This window comes from Shewanella sp. SP1S2-4, from assembly GCF_031932075.1.
In the GTDB taxonomy this organism is placed as follows: Bacteria; Pseudomonadota; Gammaproteobacteria; order Enterobacterales; family Shewanellaceae; genus Shewanella; species Shewanella baltica.
This window is the reverse complement of record NZ_JAUOET010000001.1, coordinates 98682-116293: the sequence shown is the minus strand read 5'-3', so window position 1 is coordinate 116293 and position 17612 is coordinate 98682. Positions and strand designations below refer to the sequence as shown.

The following is a 17612-nucleotide window of genomic DNA, read 5'->3' as shown; positions in this document are numbered from 1 at the left end:
ATACTGTTAATCAACAATACGCAGTAATTCGTTGATACCCACTTTACCGCGGGTTTTTGCATCCACTTTCTTAACGATAATGGCGGCATAGAGGCTGTACTTGCCACAGGCTGACGGCAGGTTGCCAGAAACCACGACTGAACCCGCTGGCACACGACCGTAATGCACTTCGCCAGTTTCGCGATCATAAATTCGAGTGCTTTGGCCGATATAAACGCCCATAGAAATCACTGAGCCTTCTTCAACTACCACGCCTTCAACAATCTCAGAACGTGCACCGATAAAGCAGTTATCTTCGATGATGGTTGGGCCCGCTTGCAATGGCTCAAGTACGCCACCAATACCCACGCCGCCAGATAAATGCACGTTTTTACCGATTTGTGCACATGAGCCAACGGTCGCCCAAGTGTCAACCATAGTGCCTTCATCAACATAGGCGCCTAAGTTCACATAGGATGGCATCAACACGGTATTTTTACCGATGAATGAGCCTTTACGCACTGTGGCAGACGGCACTACACGAATGGCTTCCGCTTTAAAGCGAGCTTCATCATATTCGGCAAATTTTAACGGCACTTTGTCGAAGTATTTGGTTTCGGCGCCATCGATAACCACGTTATCGAAAATACGGAAGGACAGTAATACCGCCTTTTTCAGCCATTGGTGTACATGCCATTGTCCGTCGATTTTCTCGGCGACACGGACTTCACCTTTGTCGAGCATATTGATGACATTTTGCACATCGTCACGCACGCTGGCGTCAACTGTGCTTGGCGTGATGTCGGCGCGAGCTTCAAAAGCCGCCTCAATACGTTGGCGTAAAGCCTCCATTTACTTCTCCCACTGGTCTCGTTAATTAACTGATTCGATATTCTTTGCACTCAAGGCACTGATTAAAGCGTCCCTGAGGGTATTCTCTTGGGTTTCGTTAAGCTGCAGGCCATCGTTGGTTTGCAGCATAAAAAAGTCTTCGGCTCGCTCACCAATGGTGGTGATCTTGGCCGCGAGTAACGTCGTGTTGCAACGGTAAAAGATATCCCCGACTTTTGCCAGTAATCCTGGCGAATCTAAGGCGATAAGCTCCATCATACTTGTACCATGACGACTGCTTTCGAGGAAACTCACTTGTGTCGGAACATTAAAAGGTTTCATCTTGCGCGACAGTTTTCTAAAGCGTGGCAGTTTTGGACTGTCGCTCGACAGGGCTTTTTCGAGCGCCTTACGGATACTTTGAATACGTGACAGCTGGCTAACGGGCGCGCCATCTTGCTCTAAGATCACAAAGGTATCGAGGGCATAATTATCTTTTGAGGTCATGATGTTGGCATCATGGACGTTGATATTTTTATTGTCGAGTACCGCCATCACAGTTGCGAACAATTTAGGTCTGTCTTGGCAATAGACAAAAAGCTCAGTGCCACCACGAGTCGTGTGTTTGGACACTAAGACTAAGGGCTCATCCTGTTGTTTATGCTTTAAAATCGCTTCGGCGTGCCACGCGACTTGATTGGGCTGGTGGCGTAAAAAGTAATCTGCCTTAAAACGTTGCCACAGGGTATCGAGATCTTTCTCTTTCAGTCCACGGCGCAGCAGTTCTTTTTTCGCCTTAGCTTGGTATTCACGCACTCTGGCACGAATATCGACGGGTTTTTCTTTACCGCGGGCGAGTACCCTTTGGGTCGAAAAGTACAAGTCACGCAGCAGTGAGCCTTTCCAGTTGTTCCAGGTTTTTTCGTTGGTGGCGCAGATATCGGCCACGGTTAAGCAATACAGATAACTTAAATGCACGGCATCGCGGACTTTATTAGCAAAATCGGCCACCACATCGGGGTCGGAAATATCGCGGCGCTGGGCGGTGACAGACATCACCAGATGATTCTCGACCAGCCAAGCGACTAAACGGCCATCGTGATCGTTTAACCCGTGCAGCTTACAAAAGGCGAGGGCGTCGCTTGAGCCCAATTTACTGTGATCGCCGCCGCGACCTTTGGCAATATCGTGAAAGATTGCACCGAGTACCAGTAAGCCCTTTTTCGGCAGTTGGTTGATGAGAATCGAGCCTAGGGGAAATTCTTCTTTTTGTTCGGGCTGGGAGAATCGTTCGATATTGAGCAGCAATCTGTGAGTATGTTCATCGACTGTGTAGGCGTGGAATAGGTCAAACTGCATCTGGCCTTCAATATTTCGCCATGCGGGTAAATAGGCCGATAACACACCGTGTTTATGCATTAACGAGAGGGCAACAATGCCGCGAGGGTGGCGCAGAATTTCCATAAAGGCTTGGCGACAGAGCGGATTTTCTTGCAGCGCTTGCGGCTGAGCACGCCTTGCACGGCGCAGTGAACGCAGTGTTGGCGCGTAAATGCCTTTGATGTTGGAGTTTTTAGCGACCAACAAAAACAGCCGGACAATTTCTTCGCCGCTATCGAACAGATCATCGCTGAGCGCTTCAATAAAGGTGCCACGGCGCTGGTAGTGTTTGTCTATCGATTGAATTTCTAAGGCTTTTGTGTGCCCCAATGTTGCCCGTTTAAATAGCTGCAGCAACATTTCGTTCAGCTCCATCACTCGGCGTACCGTGCGATAGTAGCGTTTCATCATCTGCTCAACAGCAAGCTGGGTGGCGTCTTCATACCCCATAAGTTCAGCAACTTGGCGTTGTACATCAAAGAGTAAGCGATTTTCATCGCGCCCCACCACCATGTGCAGGGCAAAGCGCAGCTTCCATAAAAAGTGCTGACATTCGAGCAATTCTTCTAATTCACCTTGCTCTAAAAAGGCGTATTGGACTAATTCTTCGAGGCGAGCGGCGCCAAAGTGACGCATGGCCACCCAAGCAATGGTTTGAATATCCCTAAGGCCACCGGGACAACTCTTGATATTGGGTTCTAAATCGAAGGCACTGGCTCTGGCATGGCGAGCATTTTGTTCGTCACGCTTAGCGATAAAGAAGTCGCTTGAGGTCCAAAAGTCACTCTGACGAATGGCATCGTAAAGTTGGTCGAATAAAAACTCGGGCCCTTCGAGCAGTCGTGCCTCTAACAGGTTAGTGGCTATGGTGATGTCTTCACGGCCGAGAGTAATAGTGTCGTTTAACGTACGGACACTGTGGCCGATTTCGAGATTAGCATCCCACAGAAAGGCAATAAACTGACTGAGTGCCGCTTCGGCGGCGGGTGACAAGATATCATTAAACAGGAACAGCAAGTCGACATCTGAGTGGGGATGCAGCTCCCCACGGCCATAGCCGCCTACGGCAATCAGGGAAATATCAAATTCCCTTAGACCGTGCTGTTCCCAAGCTTGCTTTACAAGGGTATCGACAAATTGACAGCGCTGCGTGACTAGCTCTTCAATCGGGGTTTTAGCCTTGAAACTGGCTAAAAGAGTCTGATTCTGTTCGATTAATGATTGTTTAGCGAGCAGAGCTATATTCATCGAGTCCCTTGTTTTTATGCTTGTTAGTTTGGCCTATCGCTCGTGATTGATGATACGCGGGAAATCTTCATCCTCACGCAGAGTCAGTACTTCAACCCCTTTTTCTGTTACCAGAAGAGTGTGTTCCCACTGGGCAGAGTTTTTTCCATCGGAGGTGGTAACCGTCCACTTATCATCACGATCGAGTATGGTCGTGTGGCGACCGGCATTGATCATAGGTTCAATGGTGAAACACATGCCTGGGCGTAATACTGTGTTATCGCCGTTACGGTAGTGCATGACCTGAGGTTCTTCATGGAAACCCGAGCCAATACCGTGGCCACAATAATCTTGCACGATGGAATATTTCTCAAGGCCTGTTTTGCTTGCTTTGATGAATTTTTCGATAGTATTGCCAATTTCACCCAGTTTTAAACCTGGACGCACCTTGCGAATGGCTAAATACAGGCTTTCTTGCGCGATGCGGCACAGGCGTTTGTCCTTAGCGCTCACTTCACCAATTAAAAACATCATCGAAGTATCACCGTGATAGCCGTCTTTAATCACTGTGATGTCGATATTGAGAATATCGCCTTCTTTCAATGGTGGGTTATCGTTCGGAATACCGTGGCAAATCACATTGTTTACTGAAGTACAAATGGACTTAGGAAAACCATGGTAGTTAAGCGGCGCCGAAATCGCACCTTGCTCTTCGGTATATTTGGCGCAGAGATCATTGAGTTCATTGGTGGTCACGCCCGGCTTAACATACGGGGCGATCATTTCTAATACCTGTGCGGCAAGTTTGCCCGCAGCACGCATTTTTTCAATTTCTTCAGCTGTCTTGATGACTATACTCATTGCGTTTTCTCTTGTGTCTTTAATGTCTGTTGGCCACGCAACCTAATGCAAAAATTTGTGCTTTAGGGCTATTTATGGTATAAAGCGCGCCGTTATGTTTAAGTCTTGATGAATTGCCTAAGCCAGCATTTGCTCTGTTTAGATACTTGCAAGACTAAAGATGGCGGCCATTATACATGGCTATTTGTCTAAATACTAAATCACACACGTGTCGACACATTCTTCGGGGTGCCCTCAGCTGTTAACTGCGGGGTCGAAGACATGGGATACGTGGAGGTCTAACCCCCTAAATTTTAAGGTAATAGAAATGACTACAGTTTCAATGCGCGATATGCTTCAGGCCGGTGTCCACTTCGGTCACCAAACCCGTTACTGGAACCCAAAAATGAAGCCATTCATTTTCGGTGCTCGCAACGGTGTTCACATCATCAACCTTGAGCATACTGTGCCAATGTTCAATGAAGCGCTGGCTTTCATCAGCAACGTAGCTTCAAAGAAAGGTAAAGTATTATTCGTTGGTACTAAACGTGCTGCTGGCGAAGCGATCAAAGAAGCTGCTCTGTCTTGTGACCAGTACTATGTTGATCACCGCTGGTTAGGCGGTATGCTGACTAACTGGAAAACCGTTCGTCAGTCAATCAAACGTCTGAAAGAACTGGAAAGCCAATCAGTAGATGGTACTTTCGACAAGCTGACCAAGAAAGAAGCGCTGATGCGTACTCGTGAGCTTGAAAAGCTGGAAAAATCTTTAGGTGGTATTAAAAACATGGGCGGCCTGCCAGACGTATTATTCGTCATCGGTGCTGACCATGAGCATATCGCTATTAAAGAAGCTAACAACCTGGGTATCCCTGTTGTTGCAGTTGTTGATACTAACTCTGCGCCAGATGGTGTTAACTACATCGTTCCTGGTAACGACGACGCTATGCGTGCTATCCGCCTGTACACTACTTCTGTTGCTGCTGCTGCTAAAGCTGGCCGTGGTCAAGATTTGGCTGTTCAAGCTGAGCAAGACGGTTTCGTAGAAGCCGAATAATAATAAGGCGGGATGAGTTTCATCACCCTTATTAACCAAGATTTTTGATTGGTTAACAGGGGCCATTCGGCCCCTGTTTTATATCTGCAAATTAGTCGATTTTTTATAGAGGATTTAACAATGGCAATTACTGCTGCCCAAGTTAAAGAACTGCGCGACCGTACTGGCGCAGGCATGATGGATTGTAAAAACGCTCTGACAGAAGCTAACGGCGACATGGAGTTAGCGATTGACAACATGCGTAAGTCTGGCGCTGCTAAAGCGGCTAAAAAAGCGGGTAACATCGCTGCTGACGGTACTATTTTAATCAAGAATGGCGAAGGTTTCGCTGCTCTGTTAGAAGTTAACTGTCAAACTGACTTCGTTGCTAAAGATTCTAACTTCTTAGGCTTTGCAAACGCGGTGTTAGATGTTGCTGCAGCATCTAAAGTGACACTTGAAGATTTAAAAGCACAGTTCGAAGATGCACGTGTTGCTCTGGTAACTAAAATCGGTGAGAACATCAACATTCGTCGTGTTGAGTACATCGATGGTGCAAACCTGTCTTCATACCGTCACGGTGAGCGCATTGGTGTTGTTGTAGCCGGTGAAGCTGACGAAGAAACCTTAAAGCACATCGCAATGCACGTTGCTGCTTCTAAGCCTGAATTCGTTAATCCAGAAGATGTGCCTGCTGATCTTGTTGCAAGAGAGCAAGCACTGCAAATCGAAATCTCTATGAACGAAGGCAAATCTGCTGAGATCGCTGAGAAGATGGTTCTGGGTCGTATGAAGAAGTTCACCGGTGAGATTTCTCTGACTGGCCAAGCTTACATCATGGAACCAAAGAAAACTGTTGGCGAAGTTCTGAAAGAGAAAGGCGCTACAGTGACTAACTTCATTCGTTTAGAAGTTGGTGAAGGTATTGAGAAGAAAGAAGAAGATTTTGCAGCTGAAGTTGCTGCTCAAATCGCTGCTTCTAAAAAGGCTTAATCGCCAACGCTAAATACCCCCAAGACCGTGGCATTCGCTGCGGTCTTGTTATAACCAGGATAAAAATTATGAGCACCAATCCAAAACCCGCATTTAGACGCATTCTTCTTAAATTAAGTGGCGAAGCACTGATGGGCGACGAAGGCTTCGGCATCGACCCTAAAGTATTAGATCGCATGGCTCAGGAAGTGAAAGAGCTGGTTGAACTGGGTATTCAGGTGGGTGTGGTTATTGGTGGTGGCAATCTGTTTCGCGGTGAAGGCTTAGCAAAAGCTGGCATGAACCGTGTGGTGGGCGATCACATGGGTATGCTGGCAACGGTTATGAACGGCTTGGCAATGCGCGACGCCTTGCACCGTGCCTATGTTAATGCCCGTCTGATGTCAGCTATCCCGTTAAAGGGTGTGTGTGACGATTACAATTGGGCTGAAGCGATCAGCTTGCTAAAATCTGGCCGAGTGGTTATTTTTGCTGCCGGTACAGGTAATCCATTCTGCACGACCGATTCTGCTGCCTGTTTACGCGGCATTGAAATTGAAGCTGAAGTCGTGTTGAAAGGGACGAAAGTCGACGGTGTATACTCCGAAGACCCAATGAAAAACCCAGACGCCGTTAAGTATGATGAAGTCACTTATGCGGAAATTCTGGAAAAAGAATTAAAAGTAATGGACTTAGCAGCCTTTACTCTGGCGCGTGATCACGACATGCCTATTTTAGTCTTCAACATGAACAAGCCTGGCGCTCTTCGCCGCGTTATCATGGGTGAAGAGGAAGGCACGCTGATCAGAGCAAAAAAAGTTATTTAATGACCAAGAAGGACATTTAACGTGATTGAGAACATTAAGAAAGATGCGCAAGAACGCATGGGCAAATGTGTAGAAGCGACTAAAAACCAAATGGCGAAAGTACGTACAGGTCGTGCTCACCCAAGCCTGCTTGATTCAATTCAGGTTTCTTACTACGGTACTATGACACCACTGAACCAAGTGGCAAACGTGGGCGTTGAAGATTCACGCACTCTGTCTGTGACTGTATTCGATCGTAGTGCTATCCAAGCTGTTGAAAAGGCCATTATGAGCTCAGATTTAGGTCTGAACCCTATGTCTGCTGGCGCGACCTTGCGTATTCCATTACCCGCGCTGACCGAAGAACGTCGTAAAGACTTCATCAAAGTGGTGCGTAACGAAGCCGAAAACGGTCGTATCGCTATCCGCAACGTACGTCGTGATGCCATTTCTGAAGTGAAAAAGCTTGAGAAAGCTAAAGAATGTACAGAAGATGACGTTCGTCGTAGCGAAGAAGAAGTACAAAAGTTCACCGATGCTCACATTAAAAAGGTTGATGAGATTTTAGCAGCCAAAGAAATTGAGTTGATGGAAGTCTAATCTCAAGTTCGATAAGCTAGAGTTGATGCGCCGTGTAGGGGTATACTACACGGCGTTTGTCTATTTTAAAGGGCTGTATTAGATGTCATCCACAGTGGAACTTGATCCGCACCCTAGGACGAGTGAGAGTGATTTATACACTCAAACGACCTTGCCGGGACAATTACCCGAACTCGTGAAACAGTCGTTACCTAAGCATGTCGCCATTATTATGGATGGCAATGGGCGTTGGGCACAAACCCAAGGTAAGCCACGAGTGTTGGGACATAAGGCCGGTGTTAAGGCCGTTAGAAGAGCCGTAAGCACGGCAAGCCAATTGGGTATTGAATCGCTAACGTTATTTGCATTTTCTAGCGAGAATTGGCGTAGACCCGATAAAGAAGTCAGCTTGCTGATGGAATTGTTTTTTACCGTATTACAGCGTGAAATTAAATTGCTGCATAAGAATCAGGTTAAGCTGAAGATTATTGGCGATATCAGCCGTTTTTCTGCGCGATTACAGAAGCAAATTGCTGCCGCGCAAGAGAAGACATCAGGCAATACAGGCTTAGTTTTGAATGTCGCCGCTAACTATGGTGGCCGTTGGGACATACTTCAAGCAGCCCAAAAATTAGCTGAAAAGGTTGAAACTGGCGAAATGACCAGCAGTCAGTTCACCGAAGAAGCCTTAAGTGCACATTTGTGCATGCAAAATCAGAGTGAAGTTGATTTAATGATTCGCACGGGCGGGGACTGTCGCATCAGCAATTTTGTGCTGTGGCAGGCGGCCTATGCAGAATTGGTGTTTACCGACACCCTTTGGCCTGATTTCGATGAACAGGCTTTTCATGAAGCGATTGCCATTTTTGCAAGTCGCCAGCGCCGCTTTGGTTTGACTGGAAGTCAGATTGATGAGATGCGTGCATTGTAAAACCTCATGAGGGATTTTTTTTGCTAAAACAACGAATAATAACAGCAATTTGGTTAGTTCCATTAGTTTTGGGGGCGATATTCTTGCTCCCTGCCAGCTACTTCGCTTGGGCCTTGGTCGGCGTCTTTCTCATTGCTGCAAAGGAATGGGGAAGAATTATCGATAATCAGTGTGACGTCACCCAGTGGAGCTTCACCTGTACGGTCGGTATCTTGTTGGTGGCACTGAATCTGATTGTGCCCATCGATGCGGTTTGGTTAAGCCATCAATTACACCCTATCTATTTAGCCATTCTCTATATTGGCGCACTTTGGTGGTTAGCCTCACTATTATTAGTGGTGACTTATCCGAAAAGCGCTAAGTTCTGGCAAAAGAATCCTATGTTTAAGTCCATGTTTGGACAGCTAACCTTAATACCTTGTTTTGTGGCTCTGATCGCGCTCAAATCCATTAGCTCGCAAGCTTCGCCTTATTATGGCCCTGTGTTGGTGTTATTGGTGATGTTGATTGTGTGGGCCGCGGATTCAGGCGCTTACTTCGTGGGCAAGGCGATAGGTAAAACCAAACTGATGCCAGCGGTAAGCCCAGCTAAAACGCTTGAAGGTTTACTCGGTGGTTTAGTGACCACTATGATAGTGGTTGGTGCGGTGATGTATTATTCGCCAGAGCAAGAACTGGGTTTAGTTGTGGCCGTGACCTTATTTGTTGCCTTAGTGTCAGCACTGGGTGATTTATCTGAAAGTATGTTTAAGCGTGCGGCCTGTATCAAAGATTCTGGCACCATTTTGCCAGGTCACGGCGGCGTGCTCGACCGCATCGACAGCCTGACAGCAGCCTTGCCGGTGTTTACCCTGATCTACATTGCATTCTGGATGTAACGCTATGCAAAATATGGTGATTTTGGGTGCTACCGGCTCTATAGGTGCCAGTACCTTAAGTGTGATCTCGGCTAATCCATTCGCTTATCGCGTGTATGGATTAGTGGCCAACGCGAGTGTTGATAAGATGCTTGCACTTTGTTTGGCGCATAGACCGAAAGTGGCGCATATGGTGGATGAAGCGGCAGCAAAACAGTTGCGTGCCGTTTTACCTGCGACGCTCAATATCCAAGTCACCACAGGCATGAATGATTTACTCGGGTTAGTGACCGCTGCTGAAGTGGATACTGTGATGGCGGCGATTGTTGGGGCTGCAGGGCTAGTACCGACGCTTGAAGCCGTGAAGGCGGGTAAGCGGGTATTACTGGCCAACAAAGAAGCCTTAGTCATGTCAGGTGAGCTGTTTATTGAGGCGACTAAGCGCTCTGGCGCAGTGCTCTTGCCTGTGGACAGTGAGCATAATGCCATCTTCCAATGTCTCCCCCAGGAAGTGCAAGCCAACCTTGGCCGTTGTGACTTAGCGGCATCGGGTATTTCCCATATTCTTTTAACCGGTTCTGGCGGACCTTTCCTGCGGTCGGATCTTGCGACACTGGCCGCCATGACGCCAGCCCAAGCCTGTAAACATCCTAATTGGTCCATGGGACCTAAAATCTCCGTCGACTCCGCCACTATGATGAATAAGGGCTTAGAGTTTATTGAGGCACGTTGGTTGTTTAACACTCAGGCTGAGCAACTTAAGGTGGTTATCCATCCGCAAAGCGTGATCCACTCTATGGTGCAGTACCGTGATGGTTCCGTTATTGCCCAAATGGGTAACCCAGATATGCGTACGCCTATTGCCCATTGCATGGCTTATCCGCAAAGAATTCATTCTGGCGTTGAACCTTTAGATTTTTTCAAAGTCGGACAGTTAAGCTTTTATGAACCTGATTTTGAACGTTTCCCCTGTTTAGCTCTGGCAATGGACGCGTGTGCCCAAGGCCAAGAGGCGACAACTGTGTTAAATGCGGCCAATGAGATTGCTGTTGAAGCGTTTTTACAGGGACAAATTGGCTTTACTCAAATTGCAAAAGTGAACGAAGCTTGTTTAGTGACTGTGCCTAAGCGCCCTATGGGCAGCATAGAAGATATTTTAGCCTTAGATGCGCAAACCCGCGTCTATGCGCGTGAGACCTTAGCAAGCATCGCTTAGCAATGGCTGAGTGATTAAATCAATGACGTAAGGAGTGGGATGTTAGATTTTTTATGGAACTTAGGTTCTTTCATCGTTGCACTGGGCCTGTTAATCACCGCCCACGAATACGGCCATTTCTATGTCGCACGCCGTTGTGGTGTCAAAGTCGAACGTTTCTCCATTGGTTTCGGTAAGGCGATTTGGCGTCGTGTCGGTAAAGACGGCACTGAATACGTGTTAGCCATGATCCCACTCGGTGGCTATGTCAAAATGCTCGATGAGCGCGTCGAAGACGTTCCTGAAGCATTAAAAGATCAAGCATTCAATCGTAAAACCGTTTGGCAACGCATTGCGATTGTGGCTGCTGGCCCGATTGCGAATTTTATTTTTGCCATCGTTGCCCTGTATTTTATGTATCTGATTGGTGTGCCGTCACTGAAACCTGTGATCACATCGACAACACCTGGAACTGCTGCCGCGCAAATCCAGGTCACTGAGCCCATGCAAATAACGGCCATTTCCGGCCAGGCTGTGCGTAACTGGGAAGAAGTGAATTTAGCCTTAGTGGGCCACATAGGCGATGAAAGCCTGAGTGTATCGCTGACGCCATTGAGCGGTTTGCAGGGCCTAGATTCCAGCGCGCGCTCTTATACCTTAGATACCCGCAATTGGCATTTTGATCCTGAAAAAGAATCACCGATTACCACCTTAGGTTTAGGAATATATCGACCCGAAATCGTCCCGACTATTGCTGCTATTAGCCCTGACAGCGCCGCTGCCAAGAGCGAACTAAAAGTTGGCGATACCTTAGTGGCGATAAATGGTAAAAATTATACCGATTGGCAGGCTTTTGTTGACATTATTCAACATTCTGCCAATGTGCCTGTGAGCTTAACTGTGCGTCGCAATGGCGAGCAGTTTAACGTGGCAGTGACACCGTTAAGCAGTAAAAACGCCGATGGCCAAGAGATAGGTATGCTGGGGGTGAGCCCAACCCAAGCACCATGGCCAGACAATATGCGTTTACAACTTGAATATGGACCAATCGATTCTTTCGGCATCGCAGCGGATAAAACATGGCAACTTGTTGCTGTGAGCTTTAAGATGATTGGCAAATTATTTACCGGCGATGTGTCGGTGAAAAACCTGAGTGGACCCATCTCGATCGCACAGGGTGCGGGCAGTAGTGCAAACTATGGTCTGGTCTATTTTCTCGGGTTCCTCGCGCTCATCAGCGTCAATTTAGGCATCATTAACTTGTTGCCTTTACCTGTGCTCGATGGGGGACACCTGCTGTATTACTTTATTGAAGTAATAACTGGTAAACCTGTACCTGAAAAGGTGCAGGAAATAGGATTCAGATTTGGGGCAGCAATACTGCTGATGTTGATGAGCATTGCGCTTTTCAATGATTTTGCCCGACTCTGAGCAAGGACAGACTAATAATTAGAAGTGCTCTATGAGATTGAATAAACTTTTTGCCTCGATGTTATTCGTCGGTGCGTCGTTTTCAGGGACTGTGTTGGCTGATACTTTCCAACCGTTTGAAGTGACCGACATCCAAGTTGAAGGTTTGCAGCGAGTTGCACTCGGTGCTGCCCTGTTAAGCTTACCAGTAAAAGTAGGTGACACTGTTGACCAGTTAAGAATTCAACAAGCCATTAAAAGCTTGTATGCATCGACTAACTTTGAAAATGTCTCCGTGAGCCGAGATGGCGGCGTATTAGTGGTGAAAGTCACTGAACGTCCTACCATCAGTGCCGTGACATTTGATGGCAACAAAGACATTAAAGACGAACAGTTACAGGAAAGTCTGGACGGTTCTGGCGTTAAAGTCGGTGAGTCGCTCGATCGCACTATGTTGACCGGTATTGAAAAGGGTCTGCAGGATTTCTACTACGGCGTGGGTAAATACGGCGCTAAAGTGGAAGCTCAAGTGATCAACTTGCCCCGTAACCGGGTTGAGCTGAAATTTAAGTTCACCGAAGGTTTAGCGGCCGAAATCCGCCAAATTAACGTGGTCGGTAATCATGAGTTCACCGATGCTGAGTTGATTGGCATGTTGGAACTTAAAGATTATGTGGCTTGGTGGGATCTGTTTGGCGAACGCCGTTATCAGAAGCAAAAGCTGCAGGCCGATCTCGAGACCATCAAAACCTATTATCACAATAAAGGTTATATCCGCTTTGAAGTCACCTCGACTCAAGTGGCGATGACGCCTGACCGTAAAGGTTTATATATCACCATCAACGTAGATGAAGGTGAGAAGTATAAAGTTAAAGAAGTAAACCTGACGGGTGATTTGATGGGCCGTGAAGAGTTGATGAAATCAATTCTGCCAATCAAAGCGGGTGATATGTACAACGGCGGCGATGTGACTTTCACCGAAGAAATGTACAGCAAATATTTAGGCCGCTTCGGTTATGCCTACCCAGAAGTGAAAACGTACCCAGAAATTGATGATAAGACCAAAGAAGTCACCTTAAACATCAATGTTAAACCGGGTAAACGTGTTTACGTTCGTGCGATTAACTTCACTGGTAACACAGTGACCAAAGATGAAGTGATGCGCCGTGAACTGCGTCAGATGGAAGGGGCTTGGTTAAACTCAGCACAAGTTGAGCAATCTAAAGCGCGTCTTAACCGTTTAGGCTTCTTCGAAACCGTTGACACTGAAACCATTCAAGTGCCTGGTACCGATGATTTAGTCGATGTCGCAGTGAAAGTGAAAGAACAGCCGTCGGGCTCATTCAACGCTGGCGTAGGTTATGGTACTGAATCAGGCCTGAGCTTGCAGTTTGGGGTGCAGCAAAATAACTTCTTAGGTACGGGTAACCAAGCTGGTGTGAGTTTGAGCACCAACAAGTACTCTAAGAACGTTAACTTATCCTATACCGATCCGTATTGGACGAAGGATGGCGTGAGTTTAGGGGGGAGCGTTTATTGGAGTGAGTTTGACGCCAATGAAGCGAACTTAGAACGTTATAAAAACAGTTCTTACGGTGTGGCATTGAACTCGGGTTTCCCGATCAATGAATACAACCGTATCAACGGTGGCATCGGCTATCGTCATAACACGATTTCTGAAATCTCCGCCTACGAGCAAGCGCGTCGTTTCTATAACATCTATCGTGATAACGATCCAAATGCGGACTTAAGTTTCGATAACTTTGAATTGAGTCTGGGTTGGTATCGTAGCACCTTGAACCGTGGCACTTTCCCTACAGACGGCTCGTCTCAGCGTTTGAACGGTAAAATGACTTCGCCAGGGTCTGATTTACAGTACTTTAAGACAGACTTTGACACTAACTTCTATTTCCCTATCAACCGTAGTCAGAGCTTCGTGCTTTTGGCCCGTGGTCGATTAGGTTATGGCAACGGTTATGGTCAGTTTAACGATAACGATCAAATTCTGCCTTTCTGGGAAAACTATTACTCGGGTGGTAGTAGCTCTCTACGTGGCTTTAAGTCAAACTCGGTCGGTCCTCGCTCCTTCTATATGTATAGTGGCAGCGAACCTTGCTTCGATCCATCCGGCGATGGCTGTAACTTCCCTCAGCCGGATCCTGATAGTATCCAAGTGAGTTCTGGTCGCTCAATCGGTGGTAATGCCCTTGCGACAGCGAGCATGGAGTTGATTGTCCCAACACCATTCTTGGATGAGGCTTACACGAATTCAGTACGTACGAGTTTCTTCGTTGATGCGGGTAACGTCTGGGATACTGAGTTTGACTACGATTTTTATAAAAATAGCTTGCCAGCAGACGAGTTTGCTAAGTTACAGGACTACAGTGATCCAGCACGCCTGCGCGCCTCTTGGGGCTTAAGTGTGCAGTGGTTATCACCTATGGGTCCTATGGTGTTTAGCTTAGCGTGGCCGATTAAAGAATACGAAGGCGACCAAACAGAGATATTCTCTTTCAATATTGGCAAAACTTTTTAAAAGGCATACACTCGGCAAGTTTTGCTGACTATAACAAGGTAACAAGGAGTTTATTTTGAACAAGATGGTAAATCGCGCGCTGATGACGTTAGTTTTGTTAGGCGCGCCGTTAATGGCACATGCTGAGAAAATTGCCGTAGTGGATATGGGCGCTGTGTTCGAACAGCTGCCACAACGTGAACAGATCTCTCAATCTCTGAAGAAAGAGTTTGGCGATCGCATGGCTGATGTCCAAAAAATGCAAGAAGAAATGCGCTCTCTAATGGAGAAGCAGCAACGTGACGGTGCGTTAATGAACGATGCACAAAAAACGGAACTGGTTCGTAAAATGGAATCGCTAAAATCTGAATATCAGTTAAAAGGCAAAGCATTGGATGAAGACTTACGTCGTCGCCAAGGTGAAGAGCAAAATAAACTGTTAGTTAAAGTGCAAAAAGCCATCAATACTATCGCTGAAAAAGACCAATATGATTTGGTATTGCAACGTGGTGCAGTCATTTATGTTAAGCCTAACGCTGACATCAGTGGCAAAGTGGTTGAAGCCTTAAGCAAAGGCAAGTAATAGATGAATAGTGTGACTTTAAAAGAGCTAGGCCTGTTATTAGACGGTGATATCCAAGGCGACGAAACGCTAGTTATTAATAGTGTGGCGACCTTAGAACATGCCAAAGCGGGTCAAATCTCTTTTTTAGCCAACAGTAAATATCGCTCTCAGCTTGAGGAAACTCAAGCGAGTGCGGTGTTATTGTCAGCTAAAGATGCGCAGGATTATAAAGGTACTGCGTTAATTGTAAAAGATCCTTACGTTGGTTTCGCCCGCGTTGCCCAGTACTTGGACACTACGCCTAAAGCGGCGGTGGGTATCCATCCTTCGGCTCAAATAGACGCTTCTGCCCATATAGGTGAAGGTGTTGCGATTGGGGCGAATGCGGTTATTGGTGCGAACGTTATTTTAGGTGAAGATGTCCAGATAGGTGCCGGTGTTGTGCTCGGACAAGATGTGATTATTGGCTCAAAAACGCGTTTATGGGCTAATGTCACTGTCTATCACGATGTGCATTTGGGGCAAAATTGTATTATCCATTCGGGTGCCGTATTAGGCTCAGATGGTTTTGGTTATGCCAATGAACGCGGTCAGTGGATTAAAATCCCACAAACGGGCGGCGTTCGTATCGGCGATCGGGTTGAGATAGGTGCGAATTCAACGGTAGATCGCGGTGCATTAGGCCATACCGAGATCCACGATGGGGTGATTATCGATAACCAAGTACAAATTGCCCATAACGATATTATCGGTGAAAATACCGCAATCGCTGGTAGTACGACTATCGCTGGCAGTGTGACTATTGGTAAATATTGCATTATTGGCGGTAGTTGTGCCATCGCAGGTCATTTGAGCATTGCCGATGGTGTGCATGTGTCTGGTGCTACCAATATTACCACTAATATGCGTGAGCCCGGTTTATACTCTTCTGCCACAGTGGCAATGGACAATAAACTTTGGCGTAAAAATACAGTTCGTTTCCGTCAGTTAGATGAACTGTTCCAGCGTGTTAAAACGTTGGAAAAAAATTTAAAAACACCAGATTAATTGCTCCAAGGCAATTTGAGGAACTCGGTTCGTGTCTAATCAAATGAACACTATGGATATTAAAGAAATACTTAAATATCTACCCCATAGATATCCATTCCTATTGATCGATCGTGTGCTTGATTACACTCCTGGTGTTAGTCTGCAGGCGATCAAAAACGTTTCAATAAATGAGCCATTTTTTCAGGGACATTTCCCGGTTCAGCCTGTAATGCCAGGCGTGCTTATTTTAGAAGCCATGGCGCAGGCAACTGGCCTGTTAGCCTTCAAAACCATGAGCAGTGATGTGCCACCTCCAGGGGTGTTGTATTACTTTGCTGGTATCGACAATGCGCGTTTTAGACGTGTCGTTGAGCCAGGAGATCAAATCCATTTTGATGTCAAAATGATTAAAGAGCGCCGCGGGATTGGCGTCTTCTACGGTGAGGCCAAAGTGGATGGTGAAGTGGTTTGTTCCGCTGAAATCATGTGTGCCCGCAGAGAGATTAGTCAGTGATAGATACATTAGCGTTTGTGCATCCCGATGCAAAAATTGGCAATAACGTCACTATTGGCCCTTGGACCTATATCGGTGCAGGCGTTGAAATTGGCGATGATTGTTGGTTGAGTTCCCATGTGGTTGTTAAAGGCCCAACGATTATCGGCAAAGGTAATCGTATTTTTCAGTTCGCCTCAGTAGGCGAAGAGTGCCAAGACAAAAAGTATGCTGGCGAACCCACACGATTGATCATTGGTGACAATAACGTCATCCGTGAGCACGTGACGATTCACCGTGGTACAGTTCAAGATAACAGTGAAACCCGTATTGGGTCGAATAACCTGTTTATGAACTATGTGCATATCGCCCATGACTGTGTGGTCGGCGATAATGTGATCATGGCGAATAACGCTTCTATCGCGGGTCACGTACACGTGGGTGATTGGGCGATTTTAGGTGGTATGACTGGTGTTCACCAATTTGTGCATATCGGTGCCCATGCGTTTACTGCAGGGTGTTCTTTGGTGCTGCAGGATGTGCCTCCCTTTGTGATGGCGGCGGGTCAGCCGACGATACCGCGCGGTTTAAACAGCGAAGGCATGAAACGTCGTGGTTTTTCTAAAGAAAGCCAGCTGGCGGTGCGTCGTGCTTATAAAACCTTATATCGCAGCAGCTTAACAGTTGACGAAGCGATGGAAGCCCTAGCAGAAGATGCGCAGAGCGATGAGCAAGTGAAATTGTTCCTTGAATTTGTAAAGTCATCGAGTCGCGGCATTATTCGCTAACTTGATGACCACACGACAACAAAAGGGCATTTTTATGCCCTTTTGTATTATTGGCTTAAGCCAATTGGGTGGTTAGACGTTGTCGTTAGTAATGTCCTTGTGCATTCAACCATCAATGAGCTTAATCATTAATTTACAGCAGTATGGCTTGGCATGATGCGTTTTAGCTGTTGTTCGCC

Annotated in this window: 16 protein-coding genes; 13 read left to right on the top strand and 3 right to left on the bottom strand. The window is 46.7% G+C overall.

Annotated features, from left to right (window positions below):
- Positions 1 to 6 precede the first annotated feature (6 nt).
- From dapD to map, 3 genes are read right to left on the bottom strand one after another with little or no spacing between them, the layout of a single operon-like run.
- Complete coding sequence (gene dapD, locus Q4Q52_RS00485) at positions 7 to 831, bottom strand: 2,3,4,5-tetrahydropyridine-2,6-dicarboxylate N-succinyltransferase (protein ID WP_006080976.1); 825 nt, start codon at positions 829 to 831, stop codon at positions 7 to 9.
- A gap of 21 nt (positions 832 to 852) precedes the next feature.
- The gene (glnD, locus tag Q4Q52_RS00480) at positions 853 to 3438 is read right to left on the bottom strand and encodes a bifunctional uridylyltransferase/uridylyl-removing protein GlnD (RefSeq protein ID WP_311898757.1); all 2586 of its coding nucleotides are present in this window, start codon (positions 3436 to 3438) and stop codon (positions 853 to 855) included.
- Between the two features lie 33 nt (positions 3439 to 3471).
- Entirely contained in the window at positions 3472 to 4302 is an 831-nt protein-coding gene (gene map / locus Q4Q52_RS00475; RefSeq protein ID WP_281422414.1) for a type I methionyl aminopeptidase, read from the bottom strand.
- Between the two features lie 283 nt (positions 4303 to 4585).
- Between map and rpsB the strand changes: the two genes are divergently transcribed.
- From rpsB to lpxA, 13 genes are all read left to right on the top strand, one after another.
- Positions 4586 to 5314: a 30S ribosomal protein S2 gene (rpsB, locus tag Q4Q52_RS00470; RefSeq protein ID WP_037458301.1), complete on the top strand. Its 729-nt coding sequence runs from the start codon at positions 4586 to 4588 to the stop codon at positions 5312 to 5314.
- A gap of 120 nt (positions 5315 to 5434) precedes the next feature.
- On the top strand, positions 5435 to 6286 hold the full coding sequence (gene tsf / locus Q4Q52_RS00465) for a translation elongation factor Ts (RefSeq protein ID WP_106650020.1): 852 nt from the start codon (positions 5435 to 5437) through the stop codon (positions 6284 to 6286).
- Between the two features lie 68 nt (positions 6287 to 6354).
- Positions 6355 to 7092 (top strand): UMP kinase, encoded by a 738-nt coding sequence (pyrH, locus tag Q4Q52_RS00460; RefSeq protein WP_106650021.1) that lies wholly within the window; start codon positions 6355 to 6357, stop codon positions 7090 to 7092.
- Positions 7093 to 7113: 21 nt separating this feature from the next.
- Entirely contained in the window at positions 7114 to 7671 is a 558-nt protein-coding gene (frr, locus tag Q4Q52_RS00455) for a ribosome recycling factor (RefSeq protein WP_106650022.1), read from the top strand.
- A gap of 82 nt (positions 7672 to 7753) precedes the next feature.
- The gene (uppS, locus tag Q4Q52_RS00450; RefSeq protein ID WP_106650023.1) at positions 7754 to 8581 is read left to right on the top strand and encodes a polyprenyl diphosphate synthase; all 828 of its coding nucleotides are present in this window, start codon (positions 7754 to 7756) and stop codon (positions 8579 to 8581) included.
- Between the two features lie 20 nt (positions 8582 to 8601).
- Entirely contained in the window at positions 8602 to 9459 is an 858-nt protein-coding gene (locus Q4Q52_RS00445) for a phosphatidate cytidylyltransferase (protein ID WP_259215456.1), read from the top strand.
- A 4-nt stretch (positions 9460 to 9463) separates the two neighbouring features.
- Positions 9464 to 10654: a 1-deoxy-D-xylulose-5-phosphate reductoisomerase gene (ispC, locus tag Q4Q52_RS00440; protein WP_311989580.1), complete on the top strand. Its 1191-nt coding sequence runs from the start codon at positions 9464 to 9466 to the stop codon at positions 10652 to 10654.
- A 39-nt stretch (positions 10655 to 10693) separates the two neighbouring features.
- Entirely contained in the window at positions 10694 to 12064 is a 1371-nt protein-coding gene (gene rseP, locus Q4Q52_RS00435) for a sigma E protease regulator RseP (protein WP_311889255.1), read from the top strand.
- A gap of 31 nt (positions 12065 to 12095) precedes the next feature.
- On the top strand, positions 12096 to 14579 hold the full coding sequence (gene bamA, locus Q4Q52_RS00430) for an outer membrane protein assembly factor BamA (protein ID WP_106650027.1): 2484 nt from the start codon (positions 12096 to 12098) through the stop codon (positions 14577 to 14579).
- 64 nt (positions 14580 to 14643) lie between these two features.
- Positions 14644 to 15141 carry an OmpH family outer membrane protein gene (locus tag Q4Q52_RS00425; protein ID WP_011846353.1) on the top strand — a complete coding sequence of 166 codons (498 nt, stop codon included), beginning with the start codon at positions 14644 to 14646 and terminating at the stop codon, positions 15139 to 15141.
- 3 nt (positions 15142 to 15144) lie between these two features.
- Positions 15145 to 16170, top strand: a complete 1026-nt coding sequence (gene lpxD, locus Q4Q52_RS00420) for a UDP-3-O-(3-hydroxymyristoyl)glucosamine N-acyltransferase (RefSeq protein WP_311989579.1) — start codon at positions 15145 to 15147, stop codon at positions 16168 to 16170.
- 31 nt (positions 16171 to 16201) lie between these two features.
- A complete protein-coding gene (fabZ, locus tag Q4Q52_RS00415) occupies positions 16202 to 16666 on the top strand; it encodes a 3-hydroxyacyl-ACP dehydratase FabZ (protein WP_106650029.1) in 465 nt (154 codons plus the stop codon).
- Positions 16663 to 17433 (top strand): acyl-ACP--UDP-N-acetylglucosamine O-acyltransferase, encoded by a 771-nt coding sequence (gene lpxA, locus Q4Q52_RS00410; RefSeq protein ID WP_106650030.1) that lies wholly within the window; start codon positions 16663 to 16665, stop codon positions 17431 to 17433. Before fabZ ends, lpxA begins: the two co-directional genes overlap by 4 nt.
- Positions 17434 to 17612 lie beyond the last annotated feature (179 nt).